General features: G+C 72.4%; 11 protein-coding genes. 5 read left to right on the plus strand and 6 right to left on the minus strand.

Annotated features, from left to right (window positions below):
- Nucleotides 1-11 precede the first annotated feature (11 nt).
- On the minus strand, nt 12-392 hold the full coding sequence (locus ACO0M4_RS14565; RefSeq protein WP_430370509.1) for a hypothetical protein: 381 nt from the start codon (nt 390-392) through the stop codon (nt 12-14).
- 417 nt (nt 393-809) lie between these two features.
- Here ACO0M4_RS14565 and ACO0M4_RS14570 point away from each other — a divergent pair, with 417 nt between their 5' ends.
- The 4 genes from ACO0M4_RS14570 (at nt 810) to ACO0M4_RS14585 (ending at nt 7,737) form a co-directional block, all read left to right on the plus strand.
- Complete coding sequence (locus ACO0M4_RS14570; protein WP_430370511.1) at nt 810-3,161, plus strand: ArnT family glycosyltransferase; 2,352 nt, start codon at nt 810-812, stop codon at nt 3,159-3,161.
- A 329-nt stretch (nt 3,162-3,490) separates the two neighbouring features.
- A complete protein-coding gene (locus ACO0M4_RS14575; RefSeq protein ID WP_430370512.1) occupies nt 3,491-6,430 on the plus strand; it encodes an ATP-binding protein in 2,940 nt (979 codons plus the stop codon).
- Between the two features lie 53 nt (nt 6,431-6,483).
- Nucleotides 6,484-6,789, plus strand: a complete 306-nt coding sequence (locus tag ACO0M4_RS14580) for a hypothetical protein (protein ID WP_430370513.1) — start codon at nt 6,484-6,486, stop codon at nt 6,787-6,789.
- Nucleotides 6,790-6,798: 9 nt separating this feature from the next.
- The gene (locus ACO0M4_RS14585; protein WP_430370514.1) at nt 6,799-7,737 is read left to right on the plus strand and encodes an NAD-dependent epimerase/dehydratase family protein; all 939 of its coding nucleotides are present in this window, start codon (nt 6,799-6,801) and stop codon (nt 7,735-7,737) included.
- 39 nt (nt 7,738-7,776) lie between these two features.
- On the opposite strand, the gene ACO0M4_RS14590 is transcribed toward ACO0M4_RS14585, so the two are convergent.
- The 3 genes from ACO0M4_RS14590 to ACO0M4_RS14600 form a co-directional block, all read right to left on the minus strand.
- Nucleotides 7,777-8,859 (minus strand): methyltransferase, encoded by a 1,083-nt coding sequence (locus tag ACO0M4_RS14590; protein ID WP_430370515.1) that lies wholly within the window; start codon nt 8,857-8,859, stop codon nt 7,777-7,779.
- Nucleotides 8,860-9,441: 582 nt separating this feature from the next.
- Entirely contained in the window at nt 9,442-11,088 is a 1,647-nt protein-coding gene (locus tag ACO0M4_RS14595; protein WP_430370517.1) for a multicopper oxidase family protein, read from the minus strand.
- Nucleotides 11,089-11,201: 113 nt separating this feature from the next.
- Nucleotides 11,202-11,660 carry a hypothetical protein gene (locus tag ACO0M4_RS14600; RefSeq protein ID WP_430370518.1) on the minus strand — a complete coding sequence of 153 codons (459 nt, stop codon included), beginning with the start codon at nt 11,658-11,660 and terminating at the stop codon, nt 11,202-11,204.
- 446 nt (nt 11,661-12,106) lie between these two features.
- Between ACO0M4_RS14600 and ACO0M4_RS14605 the strand changes: the two genes are divergently transcribed.
- Nucleotides 12,107-13,240: a hypothetical protein gene (locus ACO0M4_RS14605; protein ID WP_430370519.1), complete on the plus strand. Its 1,134-nt coding sequence runs from the start codon at nt 12,107-12,109 to the stop codon at nt 13,238-13,240.
- On the opposite strand, the gene ACO0M4_RS14610 is transcribed toward ACO0M4_RS14605, so the two are convergent.
- Together ACO0M4_RS14610 and ACO0M4_RS14615 are read right to left on the minus strand one after the other, a co-directional pair.
- Nucleotides 13,234-13,986 carry a GNAT family N-acetyltransferase gene (locus ACO0M4_RS14610; RefSeq protein WP_430370520.1) on the minus strand — a complete coding sequence of 251 codons (753 nt, stop codon included), beginning with the start codon at nt 13,984-13,986 and terminating at the stop codon, nt 13,234-13,236. The genes ACO0M4_RS14605 and ACO0M4_RS14610 overlap by 7 nt on opposite strands.
- A complete protein-coding gene (locus ACO0M4_RS14615) occupies nt 13,983-14,852 on the minus strand; it encodes a class I SAM-dependent methyltransferase (RefSeq protein WP_430370521.1) in 870 nt (289 codons plus the stop codon). Before ACO0M4_RS14615 ends, ACO0M4_RS14610 begins: the two co-directional genes overlap by 4 nt.
- Nucleotides 14,853-14,876 lie beyond the last annotated feature (24 nt).

The following is a 14,876-nucleotide window of genomic DNA, read 5'->3' on the forward strand; positions in this document are numbered from 1 at the left end:
CTGGGTAGCCGCTAGATGCTGGGGCTCTTGAAGCGGGCGATTACCTGGCTTTCCGCCTCGGCGTTCGTGAGGTGCTGCTTCATCATCGAGTCGTTGAAGTCCTCGTCGGCCTCGTGGTTCTTCGCCATGTTGGTCAAGCCGCCGCCGATTTCCTGGAGTTTGGTGGCGAGGTGTCCCATGGATTCGTACATGCCGTCCCGTAGGCCCTCGTAGACGATTCCGAACTTCTCGCCCAGGTCGTCGTCTCCCCAGGGAGGTGTGCCGTCGCCCTCCAGGGAGGTCAGTCCGCTCTGCAACTTGTCGACGAGGCTCTGGTAGTCCTTGCCGATGCTGTCGAAATCACTGCCGCCGGTACGCAGTGACGTTATGTCAGCTTTGAGGCCGTCTCCCACCAGGTCCCCTACATCTCTCGCATGAACGTGACCGTGGGCCACAACGGTGATGCAAAATTTAACCAGTTGGGCTGGATAAATCTCAAGAATGTCTTTGCAACAGCTTTGTTGCAGAGTCGGCGGTGCGTCGGTTCGAGCCGCGGCTTGGGTCCTTACCGGTGGTGCGTCCCCGCACTCTCGGCGCGCGCCGTAGTCCGGTCCCGTGCTCCCGGCCCGTAGTCCGGTCCGGTGCTCCCGGCCCGTAGTCCGGTCGCGTGCTCCGGGCACGTCGCCCGGTCCCCAGGTGCCTGGCCCCGGTCGCAGGGCCCCCGCCGCACGATCTGAACGTTGGCTGAACAATCGGCGGCCCGTGGATCCCCGGCGTCCGTCCGGTCATCTGGCACACCGACCGGTGAGTTCCACCAGGGAGGATCGTCCATGGCCAGCACCACCTCAGCGGAGAGTGTGTCGTCGGAGGAGAGCGTGTCCGCAGCGGGGACGGCGTCCCTGCCGGAGAGCGCGTCCTCGACTGCGCACGCGCCGACCGGGCGTGCGGGCGGCGGGCGGCTGCTCGCCCGCTTCCAGGCAATGCGGCAGGACGCGGCGCCCCGGCCGGCATACGCCCGCCCCGCGCTGCTGGCGATCCTCGTCCTGGCGGCGGTGCTGTTCGCCTGGGACATCCAGCACAGCGCGTTCCACGCGTTCTACGCGGAGACCGCGCGCAGCATGTCGGAGAGCTGGCACGGCTTCCTCTTCGGCTCCTTCGACCCCGGCAACTCGATCACGATCGACAAGCTGCCGGGCTTCCTCTGGCCACAGGCGCTCTCCGTGCGACTCTTCGGCTTCCACCCGTGGGCACTGACCCTGCCCCAGGTGATCGAGGGCGTGCTCAGCGTCGCGGTCCTGTACCGCGCGGTCCGTCGCTGGGCGGGCGAGCACGCGGCCCTGCTGGCGGCGGGTGCCTTCGCCCTCACCCCGGCGATCGCCGGACTGTTCCGTACCGAGGTGGAGGACCCGGCGTTCACCCTGTGCGTCCTGCTGGCCGCCGATGCCACGCTGCGCGCGGCACGCCGGGCCCGGCTACGTCCGCTGCTGGCGGCCGGCGTCTGGGTGGGGCTGAGCTTCCAGGCCAAGATGCTGGAGGCGTGGGCGGTGCTCCCGGCGCTCGGCCTGCTGTACCTGCTCTCGGCCCCGACGGCGCTCCGGCGGCGGCTGGCGCACCTGTCGGTGGCGGGTGCGGTGTGCGTGGCGGTGTCGGCGTCATGGGTGCTGTTGGTGACGTTCACCCCCGCCAAGGATCGCCCGTACGTCGACGGTACGACCAACAACTCCGCGATTAGCCAAGTGGTCGGCTACAACTTCCTCAACCGTTTCTCCAGTCTCAGCGTCAGCGCCAAGGACACCGGAAGCGTCGCCGTGTCGACCATGGCCGGCACCGCCCCGGCGCCACCGACCGGCCACTCCCGGCCCACTGCCGCACAGTGGGTGAAGATGTTCGCGCCGTCGCTGATCTCGCAGGTCGGCTGGCTGTACCCGGCCGCGGCACTCGCCGCGGTGTGCGGACTGGTGTGGCGGCGCGGTCGGCCGCGAACGGATCCGTTGCGGGCCGGCTTCGTGCTGTGGGCGGTGTGGCTGGCCACGTACTTCCTGGTGTTCAGCGCCGGGGCGATCGGTGGCCATACGTACTACATGGGGGTGGTGGCCGTCCCGCTGGCGGCGCTGTTCGGCGCTGGGACGGTGCAGTTCTGGCGTGCCTGGCTGCGCGGTGGGCGGGCCCGGGCGTGGGCGCTGCCGACGGTCGTGGTCAGCACGGTGGCCTGGTCGGCGGCGGTCGCGCAGCTGTTCCCGACCTTCCTGCCGTGGTTGGCGCCGGCCGCGGTCACCTTGGGGGCGGGCGCGCTCGTGCTGCTGGCCTGCGCCCGCCCGGGATTCCGCCACCGCCTGCTCTCCCGCATTCCTCTGGTATCCCGCAACCTGCCGGCCTCCGGTGCCGTCTCCGGCTCCACCACCGACGCCGCCACCGCCACTGCCTCCGCCTCCGATGACGGCTCCGATGCCGGCGGAGGTGCGGTGCGGCGGCGGACCGCCGTGTTGGGGCTGGTCACGGGCCTCGTGGCGATGCTGTTGCCGTCCGCTGCCTGGGCGTCGTCGGTCCTCGACCCGACGTACGGTCACTCCGGCATGGGCTCGACCGGGCCGGTGGCCCTACGGCATCGCCAGGCAGCTCACCGTAGCGCCGCCGCCCACCCGACGGCGGGACGCCCAGGCCGGCCGGGCACCCCGACCCCGCACCGCCCCCAACACCCCGACGACCACACGTCCGCCAAGACGTCCGAAATGACCTCGGCCAAGACGTCCGCCGAGACGTCCGCCGAGACCTCCGCCGAGACCTCCGCCAAGACCTCCGGCAAGTCCTCCGACGGGACCTCGCTCAGCCCCGTCCAGCAGTGGCTCCTCGCCTACACCCGGTCCCACCGGAGCGGTGCCAGGTACCTCTTCGCCACCACCAGCTGGCGCACCGCCTCCCCCTACATCCTCAACGCCGGCGCCGCGGTGCTCCCCATGGGCGGCTTCACCGGCACCGCGCCCGCGCCCACCGCCGCCGCCTTCCGCCACCTCGTCGCTGCCGGCCAGCTGCGGTACGTCGTACTCGGTGGTCCGGCGACCGACCCCGGTCGTGCCATCGGCCCGTGGGTACGCGCCCACTGCGACCGGGTGCCGGGCCCGTCGTACCAGCTCTACCAGTGCTCGCCGGAGTCCACCGCGTCCCACCCGTCCCCGGAGCGCTGACCGGCGCCCGGAGGCCCACCACGCAGCCGGCAGCCGCTCACCCGGCAGTCGGCCCACCCACCAGCGACGCCGCGTACCCGGGCCGTTCGTCCACCAGGAGGTGGCCGGCGTCGGCGGCCGCTTTCCGTTCCGTGCCGAGTGCGGTGCGCCCCACCGACGGGTCAGGGTTGCGTCAACGTCCGCGCAGCGCAGTTCGGTTCGTGGGGGTGGGCGGTGACGATGCTCGGAGGACTCGGAGGAGGAGTTCGCGCGCCGGCCGGTGACAGACCGCGGGGAAACGTTCCGCGCGGTGCCGTCCGGCGCGCCGTGGTGTGGAAAGGGAGTACGTCATGGGGTGGGGCAGTGCGGGGACCGCGGAGGCGGGCCGGCCGCGTCCCGGCAGACTCAAGGTCTTTCTCGGGGCGGCCCCCGGTGTCGGCAAGACCTACCGGATGCTGGACGAGGGCCGGCGCCGGACCGCACGCGGTACGGACGTGGTGGTGGCGTTTGCCGAGTGCCATGGGCGGCCGGTCACCGAGGCCATGCTCGACGGGCTGGCCGTACTACCGCGCACGGTCTGCCGGCACCGTGGCGCGGAATTCGCCGAACTCGACCTGGACCTGGTGCTGGAGCGGCGTCCGGAGGTGGTGCTCATCGACGAACTCGCGCACACCAACGCACCCGGCTGCCGGCACACCAAACGCTGGCAGGACATCGAGGAACTGCTCGCCGCCGGCATCGACGTGGTGGCCACCCTCAACATCCAGCACCTGGAATCGCTCACCGACGTCGTCGAGAAGATCACCGGGGTGCCGCAGTACGAGACCGTGCCCGACGCAGTGGTCCGCCGCGCCCACCAGATCGAACTGGTCGACCTGCCGGCCGAGGGCCTGCGGCGGCGGATGGCGCACGGCAACATCTACCCGCCGGAAAAGGTCGACGCCGCGCTGTCGCACTACTTCCGGCTCGGCAACCTCAGCGCGCTGCGCGAGCTGGCGCTGCTGTGGGTCGCGGGCCGGGTGGACGAGGCGCTGCGCAAGTACCGGCACGAGCACCGGATCGGGCCGGTGTGGGCGACCCGCGAACGGGTGGTGGTGGCGCTCACCGGCGGCCCGGAGGGCACGACCCTGATCCGTCGGGCCGCCCGGATCGTGAATCTCCCCCGAGCCCTCCACTCCGTTCGAGCGGAGGGAACCCCCCTCTCCACCGGTGATCTGCTGGCCGTGCACATCACCCGCAGCGACGGGCTGGCCGGCTCCTCGGCGGCCGCGTTGGCCGGCCAACGGCAGCTCACCGAGAGCCTCGGCGGCAGCTACCACGCGGTGGTCGGCGATGACGTCCCCGCCGCCCTGCTGGAATTCGCCCGGGCCCAGAACGCCACCCAACTCGTCATCGGCGCCAGCCGGCGCGGCAGACTGCGCCGGCTGCTGGCGCCGCGCGGCGTCGGGGAGACCGTCGTCGAACTCTCCGGTGACATCGACGTCCACACGGTCACCCACGAATACGCCGGCCAGGGGCGTACCTGGGTCCTCCCCGGCAGTGGCCTACCGCGCTCGCGGAGAGCGGCCGGTCCGATCGCCGGCCTGGTGCTGCCCTTGCTGCTGACCCTCGTGCTGCGCGGCGTCTCGGGCCCGCTGTCGCTCAACCTCACCAGCGAGGCGCTGCTCTTCCTGCTGACCGTGCTGGGCGTGGCCTGCATCGGCGGTGTGGTCTCCGCGCTGCTCGCCTCCGTGACGACCTCGCTGCTGCTGAACTACTACTTCCTTCCGCCCATCGGCCAGTTCACCTTCGCCGAGGCCAATGTCGTGGTCGCCCAGGCTGCGTTCACCACCGTCGCGGTCACCGTCGCCGCCATCGTGGACCGGTCGCTGCGCCTGGGCCGGCGTGCCGCCCGGGCGACCGCGGAGGCCGAGACGCTGTCCTCGTTGGCCGGTGGCATCCTGCGCGGGGACGGAGCGGTGCCCGCCCTCCTGGAACGCACCCGGGAGACCTTCGGCATGGACCGCATCGAGCTGCGCCCGCGCGAGGACGTGGGGGAGGTGTGGCCGTCCGACGTGGCGCCGGCGGCCACCGACGACGGGCGGGCTGCCGCGAACGACGGGGGAGTGGTCGCGAACGACGGGGGCGCGGCGGTGAACGTTCCGGCTGGCGCGGGCGGCGTCGCAGGGGCCGGAGGAGCCACCGACGCCGTCGCCGCCACGGGGGTCGTTCCGGCTTCGGGGGCGGCCGGCGGGCCGGGCGCCGACCACCGCACCGAGGTCGGGATAGGTGACGACAGCGTGCTGGTGCTGACCGGGCGCCGGCTGCCCGCCTCCGAGCACCGGGTGCTCACCGTCTTCGCCGCGCACCTGACGGCGGCCGTCGAACGCGCCCGGCTCGCCGAGGCCGCCGCCGAGGTCGAAGCGGTCAAGGCGGCCAACCGGATGCGCACCGCACTGTTGGCCGCGGTGGGCCACGACCTGCGCACCCCACTCGCCGGCAGCTGGGCCGCGATCAGCTCCCTGCGCAGCCGCGATGTGGACTTCTCGGCCGAGGACCGCGAGGAACTCCTCGCCACCGCCGAGGAATCGCTCGCCAAGCTCAGCCGCCTGGTCGACAACCTCCTGGACCTGAGCAGACTCCAGGCCGGTGCGCTGACCCTGCACCTGGAGCCCGTGGCACTGACCGAGGTGCTGCCCGCCGCACTGGACACCCTCCCCGACGCACCCCCGCAGGCGCCCGGACGCGTCGTGCCCCAGGGGCTGGAGACCGCCCCCGACGTGCTCGCTGACCCGCCGCTGTTGGAGCGCGTCATCGCCAACCTGGTGTCCAACGCGGTACGCCACTCGCCCGCCGGCCGCCCGGTCACGATCCGCGCCAGCGCGCTCGCCGGCCGCGTCGAACTGCGGATCACCGACCGCGGCCCCGGCATCCAACTCCCTGACCGGGAGCGGGCGTTCGAGCCGTTCCAACGACTCGGCGACACCGACAACACCACCGGTCTCGGGCTCGGCCTGGCGCTCTCCCGCGGTCTGACGGAGGCGATGGGCGGCACGCTCACCCCGGAGGAGACGCCCGGTGGCGGCCTCACCATGGTCGTCTCCTTGCCGGCCGCACCGGAGCCACACCTCCCGCCGATACCGGCACCTCTGGGCCGGACGGCACCACTGCCGTCCACAACCACCCTGCCTGCGCAGGCGGTTGCCGTGACCGGGCCACCGGCAGCGGACGCGGATACTGCCGAGCCCGTTCGGCCCGCGCCGGTCACGACATCCCTGACCGGGGGGACCGTGGCGGCAGAAGAGGACTGAGGTTCCCAGACACGGGAGGGGCGAGGCGCCGGGTTTGCCTTACCCTGAAGGCGATGTCCGGGGGGAACATCGAGGAACGAGGGGGCAACATGTGGTCGGGCCAACACGACGATTACGTGGAACAGACCGTACGGGTCGTCGCTGAGGAGATCGCGCGCCGGCGCTCCATCCAGCGCGCCAAGGCCGTCAAGTACAGCAAAGAGCTCGTGGCGGAAAGCCGCCGGATCGCCCAGGAGACCGAAGCCGCCGAACTCGAACGCCGCGTGGTCCTCGGGCAGATGCCGCAGGCCGAGTACAAGTCCCGCATGGCCGCCCTGGCGGAAGGCGTGGAGGAGGGCCGCAACCCGTTCGCGCGCTAGTGTGCGGGCGTGAGCCTTCATGTCGTCATAGGATTCGGGCCCGCCGGGGCGGCCACCGCTCGGCTGCTGGTCGAGCAGGGACACTCGGTACGAGTCGTCACCACGTCAGGCCGCGGCCCGGAGCCCGGCATCGAGCACATCGCCTGCGACGCGACGGACCACGAGCGGCTCAGCGAGGTCGCGCGGGGCGCCGCCGCGCTGTACAGCTGTGCCGCACCGCCCTACCACCGTTGGGCGAGTGACTGGCCGCCGCTGGCCGGGTCGCTCTGCGCGGCGGCCGAGGCGACCGGCGCCGTCCTCGTCATGCTGGGCAACCTCTACGGCTACGGCCCGGTGGACGGTCCGCTGACCGAGGAACTGCCGCTCGCGGCGACCGGCCCCAAGGGACGGGTCCGCGCCACCGTGTGGGAGCAGGCGAAGCACCTGCACGACCAGGGCCGCATCAAGGCCGTCGAGGTGCGGGCCTCGGACTTCTTCGGACCCGGTGTGACCGACGGCGGGCACCTGGCCGCACGGGTCATGCCGCGGCTGCTGCGCGGCAAGCCGGTCTCCGCGCTCGGGGACCCGGACGCGCCGCACAGCTGGAGCTACCTCCCCGACGTGGCCCGGACCCTGGTCGAGGTCGCGGGCGAGGAACGGGCCTGGGGACGTGCCTGGCACGTCCCGACGGAGCCCGCGCTGTCCACCCGGGAGATGGTCGACCGCCTGGCCGCCCGGGCGGGCACGGGACCGGTCGCGGTGCGCGGACTGTCGCCGGCCGTGCTGGGCCTCGCCGGGTTCTTCTCCCCGCTGATCCGTGAACTGAAGGAGATCCGCTACCAGTTCGACCGCCCGTTCGTGATCGACGCGAGCGCCTACGAAGCCGCCTTCGCCGTACGGGCCACCCCCGTGGACGAGCAGGTCGAGGCGACGGTGGACTGGTGGCGCGAGCGGTCCACCACCGGGTGAGACCGCGGCGGCGGAACGGTCACCGTGCCGCCGCCGCGGTCAGGCCGCGACCGCCTCCACGATGGACGCGAAGGTGGGTGTGGGCAGGATCCGGGTGCGGCGCAGGTCGGCACGGGAGAAGAGGACGTCCAGGTCCGTCGGGCCGCGTTCCTTGCCGGTCACGATCGTCATCATCGCCATGTCCAGGGCCTTGCCCGGGTGCGGATCGCCGCCCGGCGTGGGAACGGAGTCGACGACCAGGACCTTGCCGCCCGGGGCCAGACCGCGCCGGCAGGCGCTCAGGATGCGGACGGCCGCCTCGTCTTCCCAGTCGTGCAGGACGTGCTTGAGCACGTAGACGTCGCCGCCGTCCGGGACGGCGGTGAAGAAGTCGCCCGGTTCGGCGCGCCACCGCCCGGCGAGCTCGGACGTGTCCAGGACGTGGTCCGCCAAGGCGGGCGCCTGGTCCAACAGCACCCCGGACAGACCCGGGTGTCTCAGCAGGACGTGCCGCAGCAACCCGCCCCGCCCGCCGCCGACATCCACCACGGTGCCCTGGTCGGGGAACGGGTACGCGCCGGCCACCAGGTCGTCGAGCGGTTCGGAGAACGCCGCCATGCCCGTGTCGAAGAGCTCCCGGGCGGTGGCGTCGCCCTGGAGGTACTCGAAGAACGGGGCCCCGTAGACCGTGGGGAAGCCGGGTTCGCCGGTCCGTATGGTGTGGTCGAGGGCCGACGACGAGCGTACGAAGATCTCGTCGGTGAGCATCAGCACCGCGTCGCGCAGCGAGCCCGGCACCCCGGTGCGCAGGAACTGGGCGGCCGGAGTCAGGTGGAAGGCGCCGTTGTCGTCCTCGTGGAAGACGGCGCGCGAGGTGAGGTAGCGCAGGCAGCGACGGAGGAAGACGGCGTCGGTCCCGGTGAGTCGGGCGAGTTCGGCGGCGGTGCGGGGGCCGCCGGCCAGATGGTCGGCCAGGTGGTGGTGGGCGGCGATCCGTAAGGCCGCGGAGTACAGATGCCCCAGCGACTGTTCGATCAGGTGCGTCGCCGCCGCGTGTGCCGTGGCGTCGGTCAGGTCGGGGTGGTCGGTCGAGTCGGAGTGGTTGGTCGGGTCGGGGTGGTCGGTCGGGTTCGGGGTGTTCACCGTCAGCCTCCGGGCAGGTGGTCCGTGAGTCGGGCAGGTGCCCACCTCACTCTTGCCGCGTCCTCCCGCCCCCGGCACCGCCCAAGTGCGGATCTCCGTCTCGGCCTTCCGGCCTAGGGCCTCCCGACGCGCCGGACCGGCTCCTCGACGGGAACCGTGGGGTCAGTCGGCGGCAGTGTCCAGGAACGGCAGGACCGCCCCGTCAGCAACGGGGATTCGAGGATGACGTAGTGCATGGCGCCCGGCAAGACTGCCAGCCGCGCCGTGGGACGGGTGGATCCGCCCCACCCGGTGTCCTTCGGTCCGGCGCCGAACAGCCCGCAGAATTCCCGCATATGGGCCGGCCGGACCGCGTCGGTGCGCCCATGGGCGGGGCCGGCCGGATTCGCCGCTCGGCGCGCCAACGTCCCCGGCGAACACGTCCACTCCACCGCACCGCGCCTCGGCGAGATCGCGGATCAGCCCGTCGGCGACGAATGCCGCGACTCCCCGGCGCTGCGCCACGGCGGACCACAACGGCCGGGTGCCGGGTGCCGGGTGCCGGGGGCGGCACGGAAGCCGGTGCCGCCCCCCCCCCGAGGGTCAGGCGTCGTAGGCGAGTAGCCCCATCATCCCGCTCTCGCCGTGGTAGGCGTTGTGGCAGTGGATCAGCCACTGGCCCGGGTTGTCCGCGTCGACGTCGCAGGTGACCGTCGAGCCCGGCAGGACGATGACGGTGTCCTTGCGGGGACCGTTCGCACCGAGTTGGGAAGTGTGCCCGTGCAGGTGCATCGGGTGCCACATATCGGTGGTGTTGACGAACTGTAGGCGCACCCGCTGGCCGCTGCCGACGGTGAAGGGATGGGCGTCCGCGTGGTTCATGTCGAACCGCTTGCCGTTCAGCGCCCAGTCGTACTTCGCCATACCGCCGGTCAGCTTGATGCGGTGGGTGACGTCCGGCTGACGGGCCTTCAGGCGGACTTCCTCGGTGGCCCGCAGGGTGGTCGCGACCGGGATCCGGCCGTTGAGTTCCTTGGGCCGGACGGTGGCGGCCGGGGCGTGGCCGGAGCCGGTGCGTACCAGGGCCAACCCGGCCGCCCCCTTGCCCTCGGCCAGGGCGACGAGCGGGAAGACGCCGTCGTCCAGCGTGACCAGTGCGTCGTACCGCTCACCGGGGCCGATCAGGAGGGCGTCGGCCGGTTCCTGGACGACGGGATAGCCGTCGGTGTGGGTGACGGTGAGCCGGTGGCCGCCGAGCGCGACCCGGAAGGCGGTGTCCCCGCCGGCGTTGATGATCCGCAGCCGCAGTCTCCGGCCGGGCTTGCCCTGGTAGGTGGCGGGTGCGGCCGGGACGCGACCGTTGATCAGGTAGTGCGGGTACTTTACGTCACCGGCATCGCCGCCCAACAGGGTGCTGGTCGCCCCCATCAGCATGAACGGGTCATCCATACCCATGTCCATGTGCGCGTCCGTGCCCGTGCCCATGTCCATGTCCGTGCCCATGTCCGTGGCCTTGCCCATGCCTGACATGCCGTCCATACCATCCATACCGTCCATGCCATCCATGCCGCCGTGCCTGCCGCCCTTCCCGCCGTGGGACGCGGGGCCGTGGTCCATGCCGCGCTGTAGGGCGGCGAGTGCCTGGTCCGGGGTGCCGGTCACGCCGTCGAGCCAGTCGTCGAGTACGACGACCCACTCGTCGTCGTACCGCAACGGCTCGTGCGGGTCCTCGACGATCAGCGGACCGTACAGACCGCGGTCCAGTTGGACGCCGACGTGCGGATGGAACCAGTAGGTCCCGGGTGTATCGGTGACGAACCGGTAGGTGAAGGCGCCGCCGGCCGCCACGGCCCGCTGGGTGACGGGCGGGACGCCGTCCATGTCGTTGCGCAGGGCGAGGCCGTGCCAATGGACGGAGGTGCTCTGCGGCAGGTGGTTGGCGAGCTCGGCGACGAGGGTGTCGCCCGCGGTGAGCCGGAGTTCCTTGCCCGGCAGTTGACCGTCGAAGCTCCAGGTCCGGACCGTCTTCCCGCCGCCCAGGTCCACGGGGCCGGCGGTCGCGGTGAGCCTGACCCGGCGTTCCCGGCCGGAGTGCTGCCGCTGCTTCTCGGCGGCTGCCACGGCCGCCCCGGACGGGCTGACCAGGGTGGGGCCGGAGCCCCGGGCGTCCCCGGAACAGGCCGCGAGCAGGCCGGAACCCGCCGCGCCCAGACCCGCCAGCAGGACGGAGCGTCGGTTGATCGTGTTCATGGAGTGGTGTCCTTACGCAGGTGTGCCAGGCGCTCGGTGCACGCGCCGTGGGGCGCAGCGCTCGTGCGCCGTGGGAGAAAGAGGCCGAGTACGGGAGGGAAGGGGTGGTCGGCCTAAATGCGTAGGACGGAGAGGGTTGCCGAATCGGGTGGGGAGGGTCCGCCGGCCGGGCGGGATCCGGGCCAGGAGGGGGCCGCGGGGCGGGGCGCGCGGGCATGGTCGAGGAGCGGTGGCGGCGACACGAACTGCTCGGACCGGACGTCGTACGACGAACAATGGGCGCCGCTGTCGTGGTGCTCGTGCTGGGGGTGGACTGCTGCGGTCACTGCGGTGGGCAGGGCGGCCGGGGGCCGGACCGCGGACTCCCGCACGGTCGCCGGCTGCCCCATGGACGACATCGGCAGGGCGGTGCCGGGCAGGTTGTGGTGAGCGATCACGGAAATGATCAGCCAGAGCAGGGCGCACAGGGCCGCCGGTCGCCGGTAGCCCGCGGCAGTCGGGTGCGGGCGCGCGGTGTGACGCACCGCGCGTCCCCGCGCGGCCGTCCGCGCCCGCCGACTCCGCGTCCGCATGCTGACGTTCCCTTGCCCCCTTCCCGCTGCACGCGCCTCGCTCCGTACGGGCCGACAGGTGTCGTCACCTGCACGTCACGCACGGCACTGCGGTCCGACGATACCCCCTGGGGCTATGCGGACGTGGCGGGCCCCGGTCGGAGTCCGGACGCCGCACGTGGTGGGTGTGCTGCGCAACGGCGCACGCTCCAGCCGTCCCCATCGGCACCCGGCACCTGGCACCCGGCACTCGGCGTCCGGCCCCCGGCACTTGGCGCCCGGCGAACGGCCATCGCCAGCTACCGGACGCCAACCGCCGGACGCCAACCGCCGGACGCCGGACGCCGGACGTAAGGATTCGGCCACTCTCCGCCGCTGTGGCGGGCGATGCCTGGTGATCTGCCACGATGAGGCGGCCCGATCGCGATGTGTGCGCGGTGTCTCCGCGTGGTGAGAGGAGTGGCCCGGTGAGCACGACTTCCCTCAGTTCGGCCGTGATGACCCACCCGGTGCGCGCGGAACAGGCCGCGGCGCTCGCCGCCCGGCTGGGGCTCGGGGGACTGGCGCGCGACCCGGACCCGGACGGCCCGCCGTCCGCGTTGCGAACCGCGCTGGTGGCGTGGGCGGCGCGGGCGGCGGGAGCCGGGCACCACCTGGTCGTCCAGGACGACGTGGCGGCGCCGCCTGAGCTGTTGGAGTTGGTGGCCGGATCGGTGGCGCGGTTTCCGGACGAGGCGTTGATCTTCTACACCAACTGGCATGCCCGGAACGGTGCCGCGGCCCGACTGGCGGCGCTGGCCGGGGCGGGGTGGGTGCGGGCGGTGCCGGAGGAGTTCGCACCGACGTTGGCCATCTGCCTGCCGGCGCACACCGCGGACGCGTTCCGGGCGTTCGCCGCGGACAGCGCCGAGCGCCATGACGACGAGGTGATGGCGGCGTTCCTGCGTGCCACGGGGCGGCCGGGGCTGCTGGCGGTGCCGACCGTGGTCGAGCACATCGGGACGAGCAGCATCAACGGGCATGCCGCGCAGGGGATCCGGCTGGCGGTGTGCCCCGTGGGGGCGGCGGAAGCGCGTCCGCTGTTGGACCGCGGATGGGTGCTGGAGGAGTTGGACTGGCTGCCGTACATGCGGTACGGCGAGGGGTACCTGCGGCCGGCGGGGCACGAGCACGACGCCGATCCGCGGCGACACCTGCGGTGGACCGAAGCGCTGCCGAACACTGGCCTGACGGCGGGTCAGGTGTGGGACGTGGTGCGGCGGCACCGGCCCGAGGACGCCGCGGCGTCGGTGGGACGTCTCTTCGGGCGCGCCTTCGCGGACGAACTGTGGATCCACTGCCTGCTGTTGGGCCGACAGGCCGAGGACGCCGCGCGCCGGCACGCGACCCGACGGGCGGCGGCCGGGCCGGTGGGTGAGGCCGCGGCCCGGGTCCGGGCCGCCGCGCTCTCCACGGTCGGCCCGGCCGGGCTGCCCCCCGAGCGGCGGCCCGACCTGATCCCGGAGCACACCGCGCTCATGGCGGCGTACGCGGAGAGCGCGGTGCGGTGCGGCGGTCTGCTGCTCGGGCCGGCGGCGGAGCTGCTGGGGGAGGTTCAGTAGGCGCGGACGTCGTGGGTGATCCAGACGCAGGGTTCCCAGTAGGCGCCGCGGTCGCGGGAGTGGTCGATGTCGAGGAGGGCCAGGCCGCCGGGGAAGACGTAGCGGCCGTCGTCGGGGAAGGCCATCCCGGTCCACGCCTCCCATTCGGCGACGGTGCCGGTGATGCGGGAGGACTCCGCCACCGCCGCGGCGATGGTCCCGCCCTGGCGCACCTGGGTGCGGATCCACGGGTCGAACGGGGCGCCGTCGGCGCGGGTCCACGACGCGTAGCGGTCGATGGGGACGAGCGGGTAGCGGTCCTTCCAGGTGGGGCGGATCGGGATGATCACATGGGAGTGGCCGGCGGCGCGAGCCATCTGGGCCATGTGGTCCAGGAGGCGGGTGGAGTACCCCTTGCCCTGGTGGGCGGGGGCGATCTCGATGCCCAGGGCGCAGAGGGCGTTCGGCTTCGCCCCGGTGTCGTGGTCGTGGAAGGCCGCCGCGATGGAGGCGTCGAGGCCGGTGCCGAGGCCCTCGGGGGTGCCGTCCCAGGCACGGGGGAGGGTCCGGCCGGTGCCGAGCACGGTGTCCGTTGCGGTGTCGTGGAGGAGGAACTGGTGGTCGGGGAAGTCGGTGAACAGGCGGTCCCAGAAACCGGCGTTGATGTCGCCGTGCAGGTTGTATTCGGGGACCACTCCGGCGAATTCCCCGGTGATCCGGTCCCACAATTCCGGACGCTGGGAATGGTGCACGAACTCCAGGCTCATACGGTGCTCTCCTGCGGCTCTCCGGGCTTCTCCGCGGCCCAGACGATGACCAGCGGGAAGTCTTTCCAGGCGGCCCGTGCGGCGTCCGCGATGCTCTCCTCGTAACCTCCCGGTGCCAGCCGGCCGTTGAAGACCGGTTCGTGGCATTCCCGTACGGTCAGCCCGGCGGCGTGGAAGGCGTCGAGATAGCGGCCGGGCAGATGGACGTGGTTGCGGACGAAGGCCAGTTGGTCCGCGCCGTGGACGAACACGCACTGGCCCTGGAGGGAGATGACGAACGGATGCAGGTCGGAGAGGATGATCCGGCCGCCGGGGCGGAGCACCCGCGCCAGTTCGGCGATCCCCGGGGAAACGTCCGGGAGATGCGTCATGGCCAGGGAACAGACCACGAGGTCGACGCTTTCGTCCTCGACCGGGAGGCTTTCCAGCCGACCGCGCCGGAATTCCGCACCGGGCACCTTACGGCGGGCCTGCGCCAGCATTTCCGGTGACTGGTCGACGCCGATGGTGCGGTAGCCGCGGGCGGCCAGGGCGGCGGTCTGCCGGCCGGTGCCGCAGGCCGCGTCCAGGGCGGTGCCCACCGGACCGCGGTCCAGCAGCCGGTGCACCACCGGCTCCTCGACCTCGATGTACGAGCTGGGCAGCGAGTCGTAGCGGGCCGCCCAGGAGGCGTAGCCGGCCGCCACGTCCAGTTCGTCGAGCGCGGCCCGGCCGTCCGGGAGCGAGCTTTCCTGGCCGGTGACCAGCGCCTGGATTTCCTCGCTCCGGGCTTTTAGGAAGTCCTCGTCGGCGTCCAATGCATGACGCAGCAACGCCAACCCCTCGATGCCCAACATGAGTTCACGTACCCGGAATTCTCGGTCCATTTTCCGCTGTCTCCCTTGGCTGGA

The sequence above is a fragment of the Streptomyces sp. RGM 3693 genome, from assembly GCF_050471125.1.
Lineage (GTDB): Bacteria > Actinomycetota > Actinomycetes > Streptomycetales > Streptomycetaceae > Streptomyces.

What these genes read in the sequence shown, in the direction of transcription:
- ACO0M4_RS14600 (WP_430370518.1), bottom strand. Translation starts at nt 11,660, where the DNA reads ATGCGGACGCGGAGTCGGCGGGCGCGGACGGCCGCGCGGGGACGCGCG.
- ACO0M4_RS14580 (WP_430370513.1), top strand. Translation starts at nt 6,484, where the DNA reads ATGTCCGGGGGGAACATCGAGGAACGAGGGGGCAACATGTGGTCGGGC.
- ACO0M4_RS14615 (WP_430370521.1), bottom strand. Translation starts at nt 14,852, where the DNA reads ATGGACCGAGAATTCCGGGTACGTGAACTCATGTTGGGCATCGAGGGG.
- ACO0M4_RS14595 (WP_430370517.1), bottom strand. Translation starts at nt 11,088, where the DNA reads ATGAACACGATCAACCGACGCTCCGTCCTGCTGGCGGGTCTGGGCGCG.
- ACO0M4_RS14575 (WP_430370512.1), top strand. Translation starts at nt 3,491, where the DNA reads ATGGGGTGGGGCAGTGCGGGGACCGCGGAGGCGGGCCGGCCGCGTCCC.
- ACO0M4_RS14570 (WP_430370511.1), top strand. Translation starts at nt 810, where the DNA reads ATGGCCAGCACCACCTCAGCGGAGAGTGTGTCGTCGGAGGAGAGCGTG.
- ACO0M4_RS14610 (WP_430370520.1), bottom strand. Translation starts at nt 13,986, where the DNA reads ATGAGCCTGGAGTTCGTGCACCATTCCCAGCGTCCGGAATTGTGGGAC.